Below are 20,980 nucleotides of genomic sequence, written 5' to 3'. Positions count from 1 at the left end.
TCTAATATAGAAGGAGCTTTCCATAGGCTAGATTTGATTCTTTGGCTCGAGCATAGTTAAGGAAACCCTTTGCTTTTGAGAGTCGACCAGTTCTACCCAAACCGTCACAACATCCCCAACGGCAACTATATCCAATGGGTGTTTTACAAACCGGTTGCTTAGTTTGGAAATATGCACCAGTCCATCCTGTTTGACACCAATGTCCACAAACGCACCGAAATCCACAACATTCCTCACTGTGCCTTGTAATTCCATCCCAGTTTGTAGATCCTCCATTTTCAGTACATCCTGCTTAAGCAGTGGTTTTGATAATTCATCCCGAGGATCTCTTCCCGGTTTCATCAAATCATCAATGATATCTTGAATCGTAATTTCCCCAATTTCCAATTCATTGACTAACTCGGCCGGATTTAGTTTCCTTAATTCTTCATTAAGTGCATCACTGCCTAAATCCACAGATGTGAATCCCATTTTCTTCAACAATTTATTCACGGCACTGTAGTTCTCAGGATGTATCGCAGTTTGATCCAAAGGCTCATCTCCATTAATGATACGCAGGAACCCTATGCATTGTTCATATGTTTTGGCACCAAGGCGGGGAATCTTCTTTAATTCCTTCCTGCTTGAAAACTTCCCTTCCACTTCCCTTTTCTTCACAATATTTTGAGCAACCGATTTTGATAAACCAGCTACATATTGTAATAGTGACGATGAAGCGGTATTGACGTTCACGCCCACCTGGTTAACAGCTGTTTCTACTACAAAGGTGAGGGATTCCGTTAACTTTTTCTGGGACACATCATGTTGATACTGTCCTACCCCCACGGATTGAGGATCGATTTTAACAAGTTCGGCAAGGGGATCTTGGAGCCTTCTGCCAATTGATACGGCGCTTCTCTGCTCTACTTGAAGATCCGGAAACTCTTCACGGGCAATATCCGAGGCTGAATACACACTGGCTCCCGCTTCATTAACAATAATATATGAAATATTCCCGTTCACTTCTTTTAGAATATCTGCGATGAATTGCTCTGATTCACGTGATGCCGTCCCGTTGCCGATTGCCACAATCTCAACTGAGAACCGCTGAAGTATTTCGATTGTTTTTTCCCGGGCAGCATTAAACTTCGCAACAGGAGGATGCGGATAGATTACACTGATATCCAGTACCTTTCCCGTTTCATCAATGACAGCCAACTTACAGCCCGTCCGATATGCCGGATCGAGAGCGAGGACCACTTTCCCTTTAAGCGGAGGCTGCAAGAGCAGGTTCCGGAGGTTTTCAGAGAAAATATGGATAGCTTGATCCTCAGCTTTTTCCGTCAGCTCTTTTCTGATTTCCCGTTCCACCGAGGGCATGATCAAACGCTTAAGTCCATCTTCAATTGCCGATTTAAGAACATCTTGGGCTTCAGATTTGTTATTTTTAATGATTTTCCGTTCCAGATGACCAATGATGATTTCCGTACGAGGCTGAATGGATATTCGTAAAACCTCTTCCTTTTCACCTCTATTAAGTGCCAAAACCCGATGGGGTACGATCCTTTGAACCGGCTCCTCATATTCATAGTACATCTCGAAGATTCTTTTCTCGTCCTTCTCCTCATTTTTCACAGTCGAAATTATTTTTCCAGCTTTGAAAATTTCAGCCCTTATCCACTTCCTTAATTCTGCATCATCGGAAATATGTTCTGCTATGATATCCTGCGCTCCTGCAATAGCCTCTTCAATAGAAGGAACTTCTTTTTCTGCGGATACGAATTCAGTGGCTTTTTCGCTAACTCGAGCATGGATTTGACATTCAAGAAGCCAAGTAGCCAGTGGTTCAAGACCCTTTTCTTTAGCAACCGTCGCTTTCGTTCTCCTTTTTTGCTTGAATGGCCTGTATAAATCTTCGACTTCCTGCAGTTTTGTCGCCTTCTCGATTTGCCTTTTTAATTCTTCCGTCAATTTCCCCTGTTCACCAATCGAACGCGTAACTTCCGCTTTCCTCTGGCCTAAGTTTTCCAGGTAGTTCCACCTTTCCATGATGGATCGAATCTGCACTTCATCAAGTGAACCTGTCATTTCTTTTCTATATCGGGCAATAAAGGGAACAGTATTCCCCTCTTGCAGCATCTGTATGACGTTTTGAACTTGATGATTTTTCAAAGTTAGCTCATTGGATATTTGTTTAATCAATTCTTTTAATGTATCTTCTACAACGATCATTATGTTTACCCCCAACCTTTTGATCTTATATATATAGTCTAGCAAATGAGAGATGAAGTTGCGAATTCAACACAAAAAAGCTCACTTCCGAATTACGACGAAAGTAAGCTTCCTAAAATGAAAGTTGTATCATCTGCAGTTGTTGGACTGCTTTCTAAAATGCATTTGGCGTTCTTATCGATAGGGACCAGCCTTTTTAAAAAAGATTTAGCTCCCTTAAGTTCTAAACCATCGGAATGAAGAATGAATTTTGCATTTGGTTCAAATTTGTAGCTCTGCGTCCGGTATTTTTGTTTCCTGCCGGATAAATACCCTGTAACAGGTAGAGGGTAAACTAGTTTGTCGTCGCTTGGATTATACAGGAAAAAGCGGATGTTACCCACTGAACTGTATACAAATTCATTCTTGTCATAAAATATCTTCAAAATGGAAACGGCGGCCCCCCGCTTATCGATTAAAACTTGATTACACACTGCCATTAGTGATTCTACATCCAACTCATGATTACGTTTTACTTCCTCGATGACGGCATGGGAAGATTCGTAAGCGTTTTTCCCGCTACCTAGCCCATCAGCCAGTACACACACAAAGTACTCTTTCGTATGAAGAAAGAAGTAATCATCACCACAATAAACCATCCCGTTTTTTGAGGATTGAGAGACAAGGACTTCAATTCTTTCTCCCCTCAGAATATCTTTGATCACTGAATTAACTCCGAGTTTTCAGCATTAATCGCTTCTTGAAGTTTCTTGATCGCGCGTCGCTGGAGTCTCGACACATGCATTTGAGAAATTCCAAGTTTATCGCCAGCTTCTTTTTGACTTAAATTTTCTAAATAAGTATGTTGAATGATCATCTTTTCACGGTCACTTAACACATGCAGCACCTTTTCGAGCACGAGGCGCTGATTGACCTTTTCAAAACCTTCATCGACATTACCGAATATATCAAGTAATGTGACAGTACCGCCATCAGAGTCCGCCTCAATAGAATGATCAACAGATAAAGCTTGATAGCTTTTTCCCATTTCCATCGCTTCTAAAACTTCTTCTTCAGTCACTCCTATACAATCGGCTATTTCATCTATTCTTGGTGAACGATGAAGTGTCGTTGTTAATTCCTCGACAGTCACCCTGATTTTTGGACCAAGTTCCTTTATTCTTCTTGGCACATGGACACTCCAAGTTTTGTCACGCAAGAACCTTTTGATTTCCCCAATTATAGTAGGGACGGCAAATGCCTCAAAGCTCTTACCAAAGGATTCATCATATCGTCGGATGGCACCTAATAAACCAATCATGCCGACCTGGGAGATATCCTCCTGAAACGATTTTCCTTTCGCGTACTTACGGGAGATTGTTTCAACCAAACTTTTATAATGGATGACTAGATTGCTCTGTGCTTCATCATCTTGGTCTTGCTGATAAGCTCTAATCCATTCATTTACCTGTTCTCTTTGTGCCTGATTAGGTTGAGACTGTTTTTGCATCCATCTCCACCTGCTCTCCTTCTAAAAACTTAGTCATAAATACTGTAACCCCGTCATGCTGATGAATTTTCACATCATCCATCAGAGTTTCAATGAGGTAAAGACCCAAGCCTCCTTCTCTCAAGAGTTCGACTTTTTGTCCATTTTCGTATGGACCGAGCCCTTGGCGAACCTCTTCGAAATTACAGCTCTTACCGCTATCAGAAACCATGACCTCCAAACGGTCAGGATAAAGCCCGAAACTCACTTTCACTTCACCTTTTTCGGAATCCTTATATGCATGCTGTACTGCATTTGTACAAGCCTCACTGGTAGCGATTTTCAAATCCTCAATTTCATCATACGCAAACCCCATCCGGCTACCTATTCCAGAAAGCGTTAAACGAATGACACCGATGAATTCCGGTTTTGCAGGTATTTTCATTTCGATGTAATCATATACTTGACTCATTCTAACCCACCCTCTGTACCACTTTTTATATCAATGATATCTGCAAGACCAGTAATATCAAATAAACGTCGTAACCTTTCTGATAACCCAACTAAAGTGAATTCGCCATTATGTGCCCTTACGCTTTTAAAAGCACCGACAAATACCCCAAGTCCCGTACTATCCATATAGGAAACTTCGGTTAAATCAATAGTAATCGAAACATTGTCCTGCTCTGAAATAGGAAAAAGTGATTCCCTTAGTTTTGGTGCAGTATAGGCATCGATTTCACCTTTTAGTTTTACAATAAATTCAGTATTTAATTCATTAACATCTACAGTTATATTCATCCTTGACCCACCTCTTTAAATGCTCATCTTTCTTATATCTATACCCAGCGGAAACAATACTAAACATTTGATTTTAAAATTATTAATGTGAAATCATCCCGCAGTTGGAAGTTCTGCATTTTCTCCAATTGCTTATATATATTATTCACCATTTCCTGGGCTTGTAAGTGCATATTCTTTTTAATGAAACCAATAAGCGTTTCCCTTTCTATGAACCCATCATTCGTCCGGCACTCCGTTACTCCATCAGATAATAAAATGATCATGTCTCCGCCATTCACCGTTTTTTCATATTGGCGATACCTTGTTTTTTTATCAACTCCAAGCAACAAACCTTTTGCATCCAAATCGCTGAATGTACCTGTAGCGGCATCATAGTAAAATCCAGGTTCATGTCCAGCTGAAGCATAGGAAAATTGCCTGTCATGCGGATCATATAAACCATAGAACATGGTTATGAACATGCTTGGATCCACATTATGCTCCACAACACGGTTCAAACTCTCAAGCACGCTTTTCGGTTCATGTCGATGCTCCGGAAGACTATCCATCGCATATTTAATCATCGACATGCACAATGCAGCAGGAATGCCTTTTCCTATGACATCAGCTATCCCTACCCCGATTCGCTCATTTTCATCTTGAACAAAATGATAATAATCTCCATTCATCTGTCTGGCCGGAACACTGATCGCCCCAATTTCAAGAGCTTTGATATCAGGAATTTCCGTTTCCAAAAGAGTATGTTGAACGTTTGCCGCAATCTCAATTTCCGTTTTCAGTTCCTGCTGTTGATGTCTAAGGCTTTGATGTTCACGGTATGCTATGCCATAGCCCATCATGACTTCCAGCAAAAAATCGAAAGAATCCAATACTTTCCTCGGTAATTCCGGGTAAAGTTCCATTAAGTTATTTTTATGCATACTGATGATTTCTTCAGGAGATATATTGTATTTAATATGTAGGCGGCTAATCTTTTGCCCTTGGTAGAGTGCTTGCTCATTTTGGTCTTTAAGATAAGTAGAAAGCGCCTCATGATACTTTTTCTCCATGTTCTCCCTAATATCCATAGTCCCCCCCTAACGGAGCCATTTCGTAGCGACAATCTTAGTCCCTTCACCTGGTATCGATTCAATATCGAAGTCATCCATTAAACGTTTGACTCCCGGAAGGCCTGCCCCCAGTCCCCCTGAGGTGGTATATCCATCTTCCATGACTTTCCGGATATCCTCAATTCCCGGCCCTTTGTCCTCTGCAATGATTTTCAATCCTGACTTCCCATTTTTATTTGGCTTCTCTATGCTAACACTGCCTTGTCCAGCATATAGGTATATATTTCGGGCCAATTCGCTTATAGCCGTTGTGATCCTTGCCTGGTCTACAGTGCCGAACCCCAACTCTTTAGCGACATTTCTTCCGAGCTGCCTTGCAGCTACGATGTCCCATTCATTTATGATTTTTACGCAGGATTGGAACTCCATTCTTTAATCCCCCAATTCCTGTTGTAATTTCTCCAGGCCTTTCTCTAGATCTAATGCTGTCAGAACATCATCGAGACTAATTCCCAGTTCAATTAATGTTATTGCAACAGCAGGCTGGATCCCCGTAATTACAACCTTGGCCCCCATAAGCTTAGACATGCTAAAGACATCGCCTAATACCTTTGCGATAAAGGAATCTATAAAATCTATTGAGGTAATATCTATAACTACGCCATTCGCGCTTGTTTCATGAATCTTATGCAATAAATCCTCTTGAAATTGAAGGGCTGTCTCATCATCCAATTCCCACTGTATAGAGACTAACAAGCAGTCATAAAGCTTTAATATCGGAATCCTCATACTTATCCCTCCACCTTTACGATCTTACGGCTCGTTAATTCCAACGCAACTTCTATCCCTTTTTTCAATGTATTTTTTGTAATCACTTCATTTAAATTAATTCCTAGGTTAACGATGGTTTGAGCTATTTCAGGGCGAATGCCGCAGAGTATACATTTTGCACCCACTAATCGGACTGCTTCCGCTGCCTGAATGATATGATGAGCAACCATGGTATCCACGACAGGCACACCCGTTATATCGATAAGGACAACTTCAGATCTATGCTTAACAACGCCAGTCAACAGGTTCTCCATTATCTGTTTGGCACGTTCTGTATCAATTGTACCAATCAGCGGCATAACCGTAATGCCTTCCAATACAGGAATGAGCGGAGCCGAAAGTTCTTGCAAGGCTATTTTTTGCATAGAAACAGTTCTTTCCCAAGTTTGGGTATAAATATTGACTATTTCATTATTTATTGGAGTTGCCCATTTATCCAAATGGTTAACAAGATTGACTTGATTATCAGGGGTCACCAGACTCTTGGCCACCATACCATTAATGACAATTAACGTGAATTTATGAAGACCTTCATTGACGAAAGTGAGAGGCCATCCCAATTGGACGACTTTCTCGGCAAAATCTGAAAGCTTCAATGTGAATTCCTTGTTTTTACTATCAACATTCGTGATGATCATATCTATGAATTCACTGCTCGTTTGCGTGAACATTCGATCGGAGACGACTTTAATTAATCTTTCGTCTGTACTTTCCTTCATGATGCCCATCCACTCAGTAAGGATGTAATCTTGATTTTGCTTAATAAAATCGTAAACCAATTGATTCATAATATCCTCCCATTCTAACACAATTGCTATGTTCCCCTGTCCTCGTCACAAGGATGTTAACTAACTGTAATGTTTTTCCCATCTAGTTTTCCATTGGGTTTTCCCTTACACTTTTGCTTTTATTTAAGTATTTACAACATAACTACATACCCAAAATTCAGGTAAGGAAAACATCATTTCAAAGAAAAGTTAGGAGGATTCTATCCAATTTCTAATTATATACTGATTTTATTCGTCAAATTTTATATATATCCTGCTGTAATATTAAGTACATTCATAATAATATGCAAGAAGAGTCATCCTCTGTATTACTTAATTTGGGGCATGTTATTTCGACAAAAAAAACACGATTCCCACCGTTGCAGGAATCGTGCCATCTAAAAACATCAAGAATGATTTGTATTATAATAACGCCCGGTTTAACGGGAAAAATTTTCTCTAAAACTCAATGAGGCCTAAACTAATTTGCAAAGCTTCATTGACCTTTTGCATCATTGGTTCGTCAAGATGCGTAATTTTATCAGTTAATCGCTGCTTATCAATTGTCCGGATCTGTTCTAATAAAATGACGGAATCCCGCTCGAATCCGTACTTTTTTGCATTAATCTCAACATGCGTAGGCAATTTCGCTTTTTGAATTTGAGCTGTAATGGCTGCCACGATCACAGTCGGACTAAAGCGATTACCAATATCGTTTTGTAAAATTAGTACCGGACGGGTTCCACCCTGCTCTGAACCGACTACCGGGGAAAGGTCTGCGAAGTATACGTCACCACGCTTAACAACAATCAATGGCTCAGCCTCCGCTAACTAATCGTTCAACGCAATGACCAGCCTCGAATTCAGCCTGGAAGGCTTCAGAAGCAATCGTTAAATTAATGGCCGCCATTTCAATATAACCGCGTTTCATCGATTCACGAAACTCTTTCTTTTTACGTTCGCGAAGATACATTTTTGTGGCACGATAAATAAATTCACTGCGATTTACATTTTCTTCACTCGCATACCCATCTAACTCTGTTAAAAAATTTTGAGGTAATCGAATTAATATCTCTCTTGTTGCGCTGGATTCAGACACAAACATACACCTCCACCATCACTACACACCTTTATTATATATCCTTTTCAATATTACCATTAAAATGCCTATCTGCAAAGAGTATATTCTATTCTCAATCCTATTATCAGCATAATAAAGGAAATCTTATTCACAATCTTAGGATTTATTTACAATCCTGTCATTCCAAGATGAAGTTACGTACATGTTTCAACTGATTATCTTTAATATATATGCGGGGCACTCTTGCACCTATCATACATGTTACCTCATAATTGATCGTTTCCAGCTTTGCCGCTATCTCATCAACAGTAATCGATTCATCACCATCATTCCCGATGAGTGTGACCTCTGTTCCTACAGGGAATGGTCCAGGTAGCTTGATCATGCATTGATCCATGCAAATCCTGCCGACAATCGGTACTCTGCTTCCATCCACAAGAACTTCCTGACCTTGCAGTTTACGGATCCAGCCGTCAGCATAACCGATTGGCAAAGTCCCAATCCATTCATCACCTTCAGCCGTATAAGTTGCCCCATAACTAACGCTTTCACCCTTAGCAAGCTGTTTAACCGCGACCATCTTCGTTCTTAAAGATATAGCCTGTCTTAAGGGAAATGGCAATATCGGCTGCATTTCCATGGAAGGGCTCAAACCATACATGGAAATCCCCATTCTTATTGCATTCCATTCAGGATCGGTAAACCTTAAAGAAGCTGCACTATTGGCTGCATGAATATATTCTGGCTTTCTAATCAATGCGGAAAGCATCCCTTTAAATGAAGCAAGCTGCTTTTCATAAAAGTCGGTATTCAATTCATCTGCCGTCGCGAAATGTGTGAATATCCCTTGGAAGTTGAAACACGCCTCCTGCTTAAGCAAACTTTCCACTTTCAGGAGTTGACCTTCATCACGAATGCCAATTCTCCCCATGCCGCTATCCACTTTCACATGAACTTGCAGAACTTGTCCCGGTTTCAATAAATCCTTTGCCTTCTCCAACCACGCTACATCGAAAACCGTCACGGAAATCCCATACTCGGCAGCAAGCGCTGCACTTTCAGGCCTCGATGCCCCAAGTACAAGAATTGGAGCCAATATTCCCTTTTTCCGTAAAGCAAGTGCCTCATCCAAAAAAGCGACACTTAAAAAATCAGCCCCCGCTTCAAGTGCCGTTTTAGCCACTTCATAGTCCCCGTGGCCATAAGCATTCGCTTTAACGACAGCGAAAAGACTAACGCCATTTCCCAGTCTTTTTTTCAATGAAGAGATATTTTCAAAAATATTATCCAAATTTACTTCTGCCCACGTATCTCGATGAAATATTTTCGTTTCCAAGCCCATTTCCTTCTTTCCTGCACTCACAGTAAGATTCTTCCCAGTAGCGAAGTTTTCGTTTCATTATAGGACCATTCTATAACCAACTGATAGAAAGATAAAGTGCTTTTTCACCTTGAATCTAATTTTCCAGCTTGCCAACCCATACCAAATGGAAGGATCTAAAATGTCAACAAGCTGCTTCCCCGCCTATCCTTCCCAGAAGAAGCCTTCATGAGGAGACGGGAAACATCAGCTTGTTATGTAATCCTATTTGACTGGATCTCCCCCAACAGAACGGGCGACTTCTATCATCTCTTCCTGTTTCAAGTCCTTTGATGCAAGCATATAATCCACACCTTCAAAAGTCCATGCAATCGTATTTCCTGTCATGGCTCCGACTGTATAACCCAAATCAACCGGCTCCCCATTTACATTCGTCGAAACGGAAGTTTGGACTACCTCAGCTTTTTCCTGAACCAATGTAAAACTTTTTGTACCCTCATAGGTCAAAACGACACGTTCTCCCTTTTCCGTTGCAATTTCTTTTTCTTCCGTTAAGTTCATATCACCAATATTTTCTGGGTATTTCACCGCAAACCCTTCTTTTTGGACTTCTGCCATAACAGGTGCTTCAAGTTGTGCACTTGTCATGTTTTTCTTCATATCGAATGAATCTTTATCAAAAGTCGTATCGAATTTCACTTTTGAAAATTCAACAAGGACTAATGCGGTCTTATCGGGGTCCATGACTTTTACACTGACTGGAGATAAATCCTTTTTGTTTATAGTAATCTCTTGAAATGGCAACATTTTATTGTTTTGGTAGCGCGTTTTCGTTTCAAAGACATAATGTTTATCCGTTTCTTTATATGTCGCACTTTTATCTTCCGTAATGTCTTTCACCAACGACTCGAACAAATAAGCCTGACTGCTGTTCTCCGGCCACTCGCTTTGAAATTTAAAGCTTTTATTCAAAGCAGGCGTCAAAACATATACACCATCATCATTTTTCAAAATCATCTGGCTTTGATCCTTCTCTTCATTTTTAAGATTTACGCGGTAAAAAGAAGGGTCCTTATGCCAAATCTCCACATTATACACTTGAGGTTCCGTCCCCATCTTTAATGTCATCTTCGCGTTAGCTTTATATCCTTTCATTTCGCCAAGCTTCTCATTCAATTCACTCACTACGTCACCCTGTGATTTTTGGCCGCAAGCAGAAAGAGCAAGCAAGAGCATGATCCCTGCAAAAAGCATTAACATCTTCTTCATCTTTTCAACCCCTTTTTGTCATTTGAACGTAAAAGGGAGAGGAAAAGGCAGGATCCGGACATTGGCTCGACTGATGTCTTAGTTTCCTCGGTATTTCAGCCACGGACCAGTTCGATCCGGCTAAAAACTTTTCGAGAGCACCTACTCTGCCATGTACCTTTTACCGGGCCTTGTCTCCCTATAGCACTAAATGTATATGAGACAACCTTAAGGTTTATGACCCGATTGGACAAAACTCAATTCACCCTTTCAATTACGACCTGAGCCACAGCATAATCCCTGCTGTGGCTAATCGAAAGATGGACCCCTTCAGAAAACGGCTTTGAAATCACTGGCTTTCCTTTTTCATCCGATGTGATTTCGATATCCAAAAAGGACAAGTGCTTACCGATCCCTGTACCATACGCTTTGGAAAAAGCTTCCTTTGCTGCAAAACGTCCAGCAAAATACTCGACCTTCCTTCTTCCATTTAACTTTTCGAAAATCGAGATTTCCTTTTCTGTCAATATACGTTCCTTTAAACGGGGTTGCCGATTAATCAGTGTTTCCATTCTATCCAACTCAGTAATGTCCACGCCTATACCTTTAATCACTTTGACACCTCTTCTATTAAAGTAATAAGTTGCATATCATTAGGAGGACTCTTTTACCTGAAAATGATAATATTGTATCTAATTATAAAAATAATAAGGAGGAATTTATGTTTACAAGAACAGAAGGCTTCCGCGAATACGCCAATTCATATCGAGCTGTGACTGTGCTCATACTCATTATGATGATTGTTTTCGTTCTCATCCTTTTCCCCATATTTCCCGGCAATGTACTCTTTTATTACGGCACAGGTGTAAACTTATACATCTCCGATGGACAATGGTGGCGTTTGATCACCCCCATCTTTCTACATAGCACGTTTACACATTTACTGTTTAATGGGTTCTCACTTGCCATCTTTGGTCCATTCCTGGAGAAATCCCTTGGATCCATAAAGTTTTCAATCTTCTTTTTAACAACCGGAATCCTTGCTAATATCGCAACCTTCCTGATTAAACCACTGACATATAACCACGTAGGTGCCAGCGGTGCAATTTTTGGTTTACTCGGTTTCTTCCTTTACCTTGTACTGTTTAATAAAACAAATTTTACAAATAACGAAAGAAATACAGTATATACACTGACCGGAATTGCCATTATCATGACATTCATCCAACCACAGATTAACGTTGTCGGTCATTTGGCGGGTCTTACAACCGGCGTTTTAACAGCTCCATTATACTTGAGAAAAAAATGGTAGGACAAACAGCCGACTCTTTACTTTCAATCATTGGAGTCGACTGCTTTTTTTGGCAAATACCATGATTTAATTATTAGGCAATCCTTTTCTTCTAAATCCACAACCATGCCGACCCTGGAAGTAACTCCAGATTTAATCGATGCTGAAATCGTAGCTAATTCTTTTCGATTCTGAAACCAACTTTTTTTATACGTGATTGATTGAATTCTGCTTCTCTGCATGATCAATGTTTGCTTTGAGAAAAAACGGCTGCTCAATAGCAACAAATTCCCTTCGATACTCCACCCTGCATCTCTATATTGCATGTAACCCCAAAAGATCGCCAACGGTACAATCAAAAAGGAAAGTAAACCCCAAGGTTTGACAAACCATACCAAAGCTCCGATTATCGGGATGATGTATATAACCTTGCGAAACACATACCGGGAAAGCGCATGCTTAGGGATCGGCTTCATCTCAGTGGTTGTTTGAAAAACAGGTAAAATTTCCAGGATTTTTTCAGGTAAATGCCCCTTCTTGATCAAAGGGAACAGCATGATGGATAGACTTTCTTTATCTTCCATGCTGCCTCCTGCATATTCAAGATAAACCGTCGCCAAACCCAATGGCTTTCGAACGAAATTCTCCATGATCCGGATACCTTGTATTTTATGGATAGGGATTGTCAGCTGTCTTTTCTCGAGAAGCCCTCTGGAAATAACGATTTCATCATCCGTTTTTATCACTGTAAAAGAAGCATATTTAATTACCATACTTAATGTAGCCAGTACATAAACCACCAATAAGGCCACAAGGCCAAGCACGGACAGAATAATGGTTCCCATTCCAATGAAATCTTCATAATCCTTAAATATCCGTTCAAAAGGAATCATTTCATCAAACTGGGAAATAAAAGCGATTCCTCCAGATAAAAAGACACCTACCGCCCCAGAAGTGGCAGCCATAACGAATAATTGCGGCAGTGTCTGTTTAAAAACGGAAGCCGGTTTTGCTGCATCTTCATAACCCGCCACTTCATCTTTTTCCTTATCAAGAGGGTTATTCGTATTTTTGTTTTTTTCCTCGCTTATAAAAGCATTGATTCGCTGGGCATCACTTTTTCTTATGGCTGATAATACAGCATCGGCCTGAGATCCGCCTGCGGTTTCAATATTCACCTTCACTAGCCTGAATATCCTCTGGATGATACCCTCTGATATATCAATGCTATGGATTCGATCAAACTTTATATACCGTTTCTTCCTTACGAATACTCCGGACTCAATTCTGAATTCGCCCTCTTCTATGCGATATGTAAAACGAAACCATTGTAGGAATGCAATAACTATCAGAAAAAGTATAATAACGGAAATGACTAGCGGCTGAATCCAGCCAGGAATCCCTTCATTCTTCCCAGGAATAACGATTACTAATAAAAAAGGGATAACTAACTCCTTGATTGATTTAATAATGTTAAGCAATACAGCTATGGGGTGAAGCCTTTTAGGTTCAGACATCTTCTTCCTCCACACTCGCCATTCTGGAAATATAGTGCCGCAGTTCATCTGCCTCTTCAAGGTCCAGGGCAGGTATGACATGAAGGGTCGCGGCAGTGGAAATTTCAACGGAAGCTAAATCATATTTTCTTAATAATGGTCCTTGCTTCGTTTCAACATGCTGAACCCTAATCATCGGTATGAGTGTTCTTTTAATGACAAAAATACCACTTTGGATATCAATTTCCGTATCCTTTACTTCGTAACGCCATCTCTTCCATTTCACCGAAGGAATGAGAAAAATGGACAGATAGGATTGGATTATCGAAATTATGATCAATGCTCCAAATATCCAATATGTCCAATCAAAAATGATTGTAAGCACGAGTACGGCAATGCTTATAATCCAAGTTATTGAGCAGCTTATAAGACCACTGATTTTCCATACGGTTAAGGCCCTATTCGATATGCGATTTTCGGGTTCCATGGTTTCTCCTCTTCCGTCAAGGTATTTTTGAATGAATCTTCATCATCCATCCTTCACTTTCATCCATTATACTATAATTAAATGCTGGGATTTAACCACTTTTCAAACAAAGTCTTTGAACAGTTCATCCAAAAACCGCAACTCATTTGGAAACCATGGAATATGGAGATGCACATAAAAAAATGCCGCTCAATTGAGCGGCATTTCAAATTCAATTAAATCTTATTTGATTTTTCTCTTTTTTGGCTCGTGCTACGGTTTCCGTAACCATTCGATTTACGGTTCGTGCTTGGGCGTTTACTTGCCCCGCTACCGTAATCTTTTCTGCCTGAAGAACTGCGGCCATTGCGCTGTCTGTTACTAGAAGAACTGCTTCCTCCGCGATTACGACGCATTGGAGATGGAGACTCTTCCGTTAACTTGATTGGCGTTTGATCCGGTTCTTTTGTCATTGATTTAAGCATAGCTGCCACTAAATCCGCCGCGCTATGTTTTTGTAGTAATTCTTCCGCTTGACCAAGGTATAATGATAAATCATCATTCTCGATTGTAGTAAGGATTTTTTCCGTTACTGCTTTTTGTTGACCTTCCAACGCTTCAGTCAACGTAGGAGTCTTAAGTTTCTCCATACGTTTTTTCGTTGTATGTTCAACCGCATGCAGTTGGCCTCTTTCCCTTGGTGTTACAAACGTAATGGCAATACCGTGTTTACCCGCACGTCCTGTACGTCCAATACGGTGAACGTAGCTTTCCGGATCTTGAGGGATATCAAAGTTGTATACGTGAGTTACGCCGGAAATATCAAGTCCACGTGCAGCCACATCAGTAGCGACAAGTACATCGATGTTTCCTTCTTTGAATTTTTTCAAAACGGAAAGACGTTTTGCCTGGCTAAGGTCACCATGGATGCCTTCAGCCATATAACCGCGGATATTCAATGCAGAAGCCAATTCATCCACACGGCGTTTCGTACGTCCGAAGACGATGGCAAGATCCGGTGTTTGAATATCGAAAAGACGTGCCAGTGTATCGAACTTTTCACTTTCTTTTAACTCCAAGTAATATTGTTCGATACGATCCACTGTCATTTCTTTCGCTTTTACACGAACAAGAACGGGTTCACGCATGAATCTTTCAGCAATTTTACGGATTGGATCAGGCATTGTAGCTGAGAAAAGCAATGTTTGCCTTTCGTCAGGAACCGTTGAAAGGATCAATTCGATATCCTCAATGAATCCCATGTTAAGCATTTCATCCGCTTCATCAAGAACTACAGTGTGAACTCCGCCCAATTTAATATTTTTACGTTTGATATGATCTAAAAGACGACCAGGTGTACCAACGATAATATGTGGTTTTTTCTTTAAAGCACGGATTTGACGGTCAATATCTTGTCCACCATAAACCGCTAATACACGAGCGCGTTTTCCGTAACCAAGTTTGAAAAGTTCTTCAGAAACTTGAATGGCAAGCTCACGTGTAGGTGCAATAACAATCCCTTGCACGTTTTCGTTATTAATATCGATGTTTTCCATCAATGGGATACCGAATGCTGCGGTTTTACCTGTTCCTGTTTGCGCTTGACCAATGATATCTTTACCTTCAAGTGCTAGTGGTATCGTTTGGGATTGAATCGGGCTCGCTTCTTCAAAACCCATTTTTTCTATTGATTTCATAGACGTTCTATCTAATCCTAATTCGCTAAACAATGTCAATGTTTTCGTACTCCTTTTTATATCGTAAATTTACACGTGCATTCATGAATCATGCACAGATGTTTTTGTTCAAATCCTCATCATCATGACGGATGTTCTACTTTATCTCTTATGAAAAAGTTTATCATTATCACCTAAAAGTATGTCTGCCTTTTAGTTCAAATGAACTCAATATGATTTTTTAAAAAGGAAATATACCAGCACGAACATTCACTGGCATTTTTAACTTCGCGCACGTGTAAACTTATCATTAACATACGCTCATCTTTTTAAAAGTACATGTAACCAAAATTAAATTCAATATGGAAAATTAAAAGTAGCATAAACGGGTGTTTCACCGTTTTATTCAGGTGAGGGCTGCTGCACCTATTATTCATCAGACTTAAAAAGACTGTATGAACAAAACTTGACGAGAGCCAAGATTCTTATACAAAACAGGCCCGGTGCGTTGAGGATTTGCAGAAGTGGAAAAGCGCTAATATGCGGCTTGATTCCCTAATAGCTACTAAAGCCGCCAAGAGATGCAGCTTTTATATATGACCAGACGCGCGGCCTATTTAATCTAAAATAATCTCAAGAATGAACTCATGAAACATGTAAGAACATACAATTTTGTTGCCTCAACCTGATTAATCTAAATAATCATCAATGATAAGACATTTAAACTCATACTTCATATTACCATTTTCAAACTGTTATTGCAATAAAGGATATCTCCCCATTCATGGTTACTAAAAACTTTAGATCGTTTCAAAAATAGGAAAATTGGTATATTCCTACATGGAAATGGCTGTCTTGATACGTTTGAGAAAGAATATAGCATGTTCATTCAATGTGCCATTTAATAAAGGGTTAAAATGTTCCGATTGATTTTTATTTTTCCTTTAGAGATGCTACATCGTCTGATTCTAGGATTACCGTAGTTACTATATCCATTTATGAGTAAATGGATTCTTAAAATTGGAGCGGAAATATTAAATGATTTTACAAAACGAACATCTATTTATATACATGATATGTGTTTTAATGAAATAGTTTCAACAATCCTATTGCAGGAGGTTTTATTCAAAAAAATTGGGTACCTTCCTCGTTTACTCCCATTGAAAAAGATAGGGCTTACTACCAATCCCCTTTTACATTTCCAGGTATATAAGATCATATAAAGTTCGAAATTTCGATTAATTCACCCGAAAATTATAGTAAATCAGCCTAAATGCAGTATGATTGACCTATCACTAAATTAATGGGGGGTTATATGAATATATACACAATAGATGTTCCTTTATGTAAGGATTTTGGTCTGATGTTAGAGTCACTGAACAAGAAAGTCACCTTTTTGGAGGATCCACTCAATCAAAGTCATCTATTCCAGGATTCAACGGACTTAATGCAATCATTATTTATTTTACCTTTACACATATCAAAAGATTCTTGGCAGCAAACCTCGTTGTTCGCCTTAGCGGAATCTCATGATATCCCTATCTTATTTATTTACAAACGTACTATAGGAATGAGGCCCCCTCCGGCGTTGCCAAAAAGGACCTTTTATGAAACCATGGCAGTCCCTGCCGATTCAGTAGAAGTCAGGATTAAATTAAAATCACTCCAAAACATCAGCATGCAACTGTTTTCAGCAAAAATGAAGGGGCATGAGCTTGAAAAGATTAACCAGAAATCAGCAAGGAGCCTGCGAATTGCAAAGGACTTTCAACTTTCAGGTTTACCTTTATCGATCAATAAAGCAGATATAGAGGTCAAAGGTCTTTCCCAGCCTTCCAGTGAGCTGTCGGGGGATTTATTCTATTGGACGGAAGTTGATGACAGGACATACGGCTTCATAATGATCGATGTATGGGGAAAGGGCATTCATACAGCACTTATTAACATGTACATACGCACATTGATACCTGAGCTTATCAAACGTGTAAAAGACCCCATTTTTATAACGGAGGAACTGAACAAACATATGCAGGATCTATTTCAAGGAGTTAAAAGGGAAAATAAAAACCATGTTTGTTATACAGCCTTCATTGCATACGTGAATACAAAGGATAGACTCATCGAATATGTGAACTGCGGGCTTCCTTCAGCCTTTTTGTATTCCCCATGCACCAATCAACTCCTCAATTTAAATGAAGGGTCTAACCCAATAGGACTAATTCCTGAAATGCCCATTAAAAAAATAGTATTTCATTATGAACCAGGAAGCCGTTTCATCATCTATACAGATGGACTCTCTAAAACGCCGGGACCTTCTGCCATTGACAGATCTGACAATATTGAGATGGACTTCATCGAAAATGTCCATCTCGATACACATGACCTTCTTAAGGAGCTTTTGGTTTCAAGGATGAGGCATTCAGTTATTAACGATGATATCTGCATTATTGCCGGGACACTTTTTTAAATACGATAAAAAAGGCCGTTTCATAGAAACGGCCTTCAGACTATAGACTAACTCGATAATAATTGAGTTTGTCTGTATTCCTTTTTAGGTTTTTAAATTTTAACCGTTCTCACATAAAGGGAATTCCAAAAGGGGTTCTGAATTTTTAATTCCGAACCCCTTTTCTACTCTTTTTTATTTTTGCAAGGCTTGAACGACTTCCTCCAGCTTCATGCCCCTAGAAGCTTTAACGAGAATGATATCATTCACCTGTGTTGACGATTTAAGTTCCTCAATAAGCTTCTGCTTATCTTGAAAAGGACGAACCTTCTCTGATGAAAAAGCCTTGCTCGCTCCCTTGGCAATAAACTCAGCCAAAGGACCATACGTGAAGATCTTATCAATCCGCTCACTTGAAATCAATTCACCAATTTTCAAATGAAAGTCTTTTTCCTGTGGCCCTAACTCCAACATATCTCCCAGTACAAGTATCTTTTTCTCAAAACCAGATAATCCCTCAATCAGCTCTATAGCGGCCTTAACTGAAGTTGGACTGGCATTATACGCATCATTGATGATTTTCTGCCCTTTTGCACCCTCGACCAATTCCATCCTCATATTAGTTAACTGAATGGTTAACAGACCTTTACGGATCGCAGAATCATCTACATGGAATTCTTTAGCCACCAAGATGGCCGCCAATGCATTAAGAACATTATGTTGGCCTAAAACAGGTATCTCATAGTCGATTTCCTTTTCATCAGATGCGATTGTAAACGTTGTACTGTCTGACCCTTGGTTAATGGTCTGCGGAAATAAATCATTTTGTTCTGTACGTCCAAAAGATATTACGTTTAAATCAGGAAAATCCTTTTTGATTCGACTGCGAAGCAATGGTTCATCACCATGATATATGAGCGTTCCATCTTCCGCCAAACCTTCGACAATTTCCAGCTTCGCATTCGCTATTTCCTCGCGTGATCCTAAATCCAATAAATGTGATTCACCGATATTGGTAATGATCGCTACATCTGGCTTTGCCATTTTGGATAAGAACTCGATTTCACCGCGGCTGCTCATTCCCATTTCCAAAACAGCGGCTTCAGTATCCTCTTCCATAGAAAGCACCGTTAGTGGTAAACCTAGATGATTATTGAAGTTACCATTGGTTTTATGAACTTTATAGGTAGTCGCCAGCAATGCAGCCGTCATATCTTTCGTAGTCGTCTTACCGTTACTGCCTGTTATCCCAATGACTTTTATATTCAATTGCTCACGGTAAGCACGCGCTAATTGCTGAAGTGCTTTTTCGGTATTTTCAACAATGACTATCGGTAAATCATTAGGGGGATTCGGAACATCCCTTTGCCAAAAAGAAGCCGATGCTCCTTGCGCTATAGCTTGCTTGACATACTGATGGCCGTCAACCTGCCCACCCTTAAGAGGAATGAACAAACAACCTTCCTTAACCGTTCTTGAATCGATGGTAACCCCATTGATCCCTATGGTCTGGAATGGAGTGATATCATTCAATCCATTTGCCATTTCATGTACTTGTTTTAACGTTCTCTTTATCATTTTGCTCCTCCTACATTCATCGAAACGGTAACCGCTCTCTTCTTCCATTAACCAAACGAAGCAGAAACCAGTGTTAATCGCACCGGCTCCTGCTGATTGGATCCATCAAATCAATTTTTGAAGGATTGTGAAGTTTACTGATACATTACCTGCATGGTCAAACTGTATATTTAATTTGTTGTTTTTCTTGATGACGTTCCAAGGCAAGTTTCACGAGTTTTTCAATTAATGTTGGATAGTCGACACCTGTGTGTTTCCACAATAACGGAAACATGCTGAATGGAGTGAACCCAGGCATTGTATTCACTTCATTAATATAGATTTGGCCCTCTTCCGTCAAGAAGAAATCAGCTCGAACCAATCCAGAGCAATCCAATGACTTAAAGGCCGTAATGGCCATTTCGGATAAAGCTGCATACTCGCTTTCCTTTATCTCCGCTGGGATGACCATTGCGGAATTACCGTCAACGTATTTTGCTGAATAATCATAGAAGGCAAAATCTTTCTTAGGGATGATTTCCCCTGCCACTGAACAAGACGGGTCATCATTACCAAGGATGCCAAACTCGAGTTCACGAGCTATTACCCCTTCTTCAATGATGATCTTCCTATCGAATTGAAAAGCTTCTACTACCGCTTTTTCCAATTCATCAGCATCATTACATTTGCTGATACCGACACTTGAGCCTAAGTTAGCGGGTTTGACAAAGCATGGGTACCCCAATTCATCCGCTACCTTTTTAATGGCGCTTTCAGTATTTTTCTCCCATTCAGAACGAATGAACCAAGTATATTTAACTTGTGGTAGTCCCGCCTGGGCAAAAATATTTTTCATGATAACCTTATCCATTCCAGCTGATGAGGCTAAAACGCCATTACCCACATAAGGAAGATTCAATAGTTCCAGCATCCCTTGCACGGTTCCATCTTCTCCATTTGGTCCGTGAAGCAATGGGAAAATTACGTCATACCCTGTTGATTCACTATTTTTATCAGTTGAATGCGCTTGTAAGGCAAGAGGCGAGCTCGATTTTTCCGGTGAAAAAGTCAAAGCCTCCACACTCTCAGCAGGTCCTGTCAACTTCGGTCCATTAATCCATGAACCCTCTTTTGTTATGTAAATCGGATATATATCAAACTTTGCTAAATCGAGAGCTTTAATGACTGCTAAAGCCGTCTGCATAGAAACTTCATGCTCCGCAGATTTTCCACCATAAAGCAAACCAAGTTTAGTTTTCATGAGTATT

21 protein-coding genes are annotated in these 20,980 nt (G+C 40.0%); 2 read left to right on the top strand and 19 right to left on the bottom strand.

Going from position 1 to position 20,980, the window contains the following annotated elements:
* Window positions 1–27 precede the first annotated feature (27 nt).
* The 14 genes from ACDZ29_RS12095 to acpS form a co-directional block, all read right to left on the bottom strand.
* Window positions 28–2,211, bottom strand: coding sequence for a Tex family protein (locus ACDZ29_RS12095; protein ID WP_370013651.1), 2,184 nt, complete (start codon window positions 2,209–2,211; stop codon window positions 28–30).
* 92 nt (window positions 2,212–2,303) lie between these two features.
* On the bottom strand, window positions 2,304–2,915 hold the full coding sequence (locus ACDZ29_RS12090) for a PP2C family serine/threonine-protein phosphatase (RefSeq protein WP_370013650.1): 612 nt from the start codon (window positions 2,913–2,915) through the stop codon (window positions 2,304–2,306).
* Entirely contained in the window at window positions 2,912–3,700 is a 789-nt protein-coding gene (sigB, locus tag ACDZ29_RS12085) for an RNA polymerase sigma factor SigB (RefSeq protein WP_289318761.1), read from the bottom strand. The genes ACDZ29_RS12090 and sigB overlap by 4 nt, the downstream gene beginning before the upstream one ends.
* Window positions 3,678–4,151, bottom strand: coding sequence for an anti-sigma B factor RsbW (rsbW, locus tag ACDZ29_RS12080; RefSeq protein ID WP_034306366.1), 474 nt, complete (start codon window positions 4,149–4,151; stop codon window positions 3,678–3,680). The genes sigB and rsbW overlap by 23 nt, the downstream gene beginning before the upstream one ends.
* Window positions 4,148–4,480 carry an anti-sigma factor antagonist gene (locus ACDZ29_RS12075; protein WP_063236355.1) on the bottom strand — a complete coding sequence of 111 codons (333 nt, stop codon included), beginning with the start codon at window positions 4,478–4,480 and terminating at the stop codon, window positions 4,148–4,150. Before ACDZ29_RS12075 ends, rsbW begins: the two co-directional genes overlap by 4 nt.
* Before the next feature lie 59 nt (window positions 4,481–4,539).
* A complete protein-coding gene (locus ACDZ29_RS12070; RefSeq protein WP_375090910.1) occupies window positions 4,540–5,550 on the bottom strand; it encodes a PP2C family protein-serine/threonine phosphatase in 1,011 nt (336 codons plus the stop codon).
* Window positions 5,551–5,559: 9 nt separating this feature from the next.
* Window positions 5,560–5,961 (bottom strand): anti-sigma regulatory factor, encoded by a 402-nt coding sequence (locus ACDZ29_RS12065; RefSeq protein ID WP_289323421.1) that lies wholly within the window; start codon window positions 5,959–5,961, stop codon window positions 5,560–5,562.
* A gap of 3 nt (window positions 5,962–5,964) precedes the next feature.
* Window positions 5,965–6,321 (bottom strand): STAS domain-containing protein, encoded by a 357-nt coding sequence (locus ACDZ29_RS12060; RefSeq protein WP_289323420.1) that lies wholly within the window; start codon window positions 6,319–6,321, stop codon window positions 5,965–5,967.
* A 2-nt stretch (window positions 6,322–6,323) separates the two neighbouring features.
* Entirely contained in the window at window positions 6,324–7,151 is an 828-nt protein-coding gene (locus ACDZ29_RS12055) for an RsbT co-antagonist protein RsbRA (RefSeq protein WP_370013649.1), read from the bottom strand.
* A 438-nt stretch (window positions 7,152–7,589) separates the two neighbouring features.
* Window positions 7,590–7,940 (bottom strand): type II toxin-antitoxin system PemK/MazF family toxin, encoded by a 351-nt coding sequence (locus ACDZ29_RS12050; protein ID WP_034306610.1) that lies wholly within the window; start codon window positions 7,938–7,940, stop codon window positions 7,590–7,592.
* A gap of 7 nt (window positions 7,941–7,947) precedes the next feature.
* A complete protein-coding gene (locus ACDZ29_RS12045; RefSeq protein WP_034306380.1) occupies window positions 7,948–8,229 on the bottom strand; it encodes a CopG family ribbon-helix-helix protein in 282 nt (93 codons plus the stop codon).
* A 160-nt stretch (window positions 8,230–8,389) separates the two neighbouring features.
* Complete coding sequence (alr, locus tag ACDZ29_RS12040) at window positions 8,390–9,553, bottom strand: alanine racemase (RefSeq protein ID WP_370016962.1); 1,164 nt, start codon at window positions 9,551–9,553, stop codon at window positions 8,390–8,392.
* Between the two features lie 243 nt (window positions 9,554–9,796).
* Entirely contained in the window at window positions 9,797–10,801 is a 1,005-nt protein-coding gene (locus tag ACDZ29_RS12035) for an outer membrane lipoprotein carrier protein LolA (RefSeq protein WP_289323418.1), read from the bottom strand.
* A gap of 236 nt (window positions 10,802–11,037) precedes the next feature.
* Window positions 11,038–11,394, bottom strand: a complete 357-nt coding sequence (acpS, locus tag ACDZ29_RS12030; RefSeq protein WP_289333676.1) for a holo-ACP synthase — start codon at window positions 11,392–11,394, stop codon at window positions 11,038–11,040.
* Window positions 11,395–11,501: 107 nt separating this feature from the next.
* On the opposite strand from acpS, the gene ACDZ29_RS12025 reads away from it, so the two are divergent.
* Window positions 11,502–12,092 (top strand): rhomboid family intramembrane serine protease, encoded by a 591-nt coding sequence (locus ACDZ29_RS12025; protein ID WP_375090909.1) that lies wholly within the window; start codon window positions 11,502–11,504, stop codon window positions 12,090–12,092.
* Window positions 12,093–12,115: 23 nt separating this feature from the next.
* Here the strand turns inward: ACDZ29_RS12025 and ACDZ29_RS12020 are convergent, their stop codons facing one another.
* From ACDZ29_RS12020 to ACDZ29_RS12010, 3 genes are all read right to left on the bottom strand, one after another.
* Window positions 12,116–13,588 carry a PH domain-containing protein gene (locus ACDZ29_RS12020; RefSeq protein ID WP_375090908.1) on the bottom strand — a complete coding sequence of 491 codons (1,473 nt, stop codon included), beginning with the start codon at window positions 13,586–13,588 and terminating at the stop codon, window positions 12,116–12,118.
* Window positions 13,581–14,054 (bottom strand): PH domain-containing protein, encoded by a 474-nt coding sequence (locus ACDZ29_RS12015; protein WP_289323414.1) that lies wholly within the window; start codon window positions 14,052–14,054, stop codon window positions 13,581–13,583. Before ACDZ29_RS12015 ends, ACDZ29_RS12020 begins: the two co-directional genes overlap by 8 nt.
* A 215-nt stretch (window positions 14,055–14,269) precedes the next feature.
* Window positions 14,270–15,769, bottom strand: a complete 1,500-nt coding sequence (locus ACDZ29_RS12010; RefSeq protein WP_289323413.1) for a DEAD/DEAH box helicase — start codon at window positions 15,767–15,769, stop codon at window positions 14,270–14,272.
* Window positions 15,770–17,024: 1,255 nt separating this feature from the next.
* Here ACDZ29_RS12010 and ACDZ29_RS12005 point away from each other — a divergent pair.
* On the top strand, window positions 17,025–18,176 hold the full coding sequence (locus ACDZ29_RS12005; RefSeq protein WP_375090907.1) for a PP2C family protein-serine/threonine phosphatase: 1,152 nt from the start codon (window positions 17,025–17,027) through the stop codon (window positions 18,174–18,176).
* Window positions 18,177–18,350: 174 nt separating this feature from the next.
* Here the strand turns inward: ACDZ29_RS12005 and murF are convergent, their stop codons facing one another.
* Window positions 18,351–19,733 carry a UDP-N-acetylmuramoyl-tripeptide--D-alanyl-D-alanine ligase gene (murF, locus tag ACDZ29_RS12000; RefSeq protein ID WP_289323411.1) on the bottom strand — a complete coding sequence of 461 codons (1,383 nt, stop codon included), beginning with the start codon at window positions 19,731–19,733 and terminating at the stop codon, window positions 18,351–18,353.
* A 157-nt stretch (window positions 19,734–19,890) separates the two neighbouring features.
* The gene (locus tag ACDZ29_RS11995; RefSeq protein ID WP_375090906.1) at window positions 19,891–20,973 is read right to left on the bottom strand and encodes a D-alanine--D-alanine ligase; all 1,083 of its coding nucleotides are present in this window, start codon (window positions 20,971–20,973) and stop codon (window positions 19,891–19,893) included.
* Window positions 20,974–20,980 lie beyond the last annotated feature (7 nt).

The sequence above is a fragment of the Peribacillus sp. RS7 genome, assembly GCF_041956845.1.
In the GTDB taxonomy this organism is placed as follows: Bacteria; Bacillota; Bacilli; order Bacillales; family DSM-1321; genus Peribacillus.
This window is presented reverse-complemented; position numbering and strand designations above follow the sequence as displayed.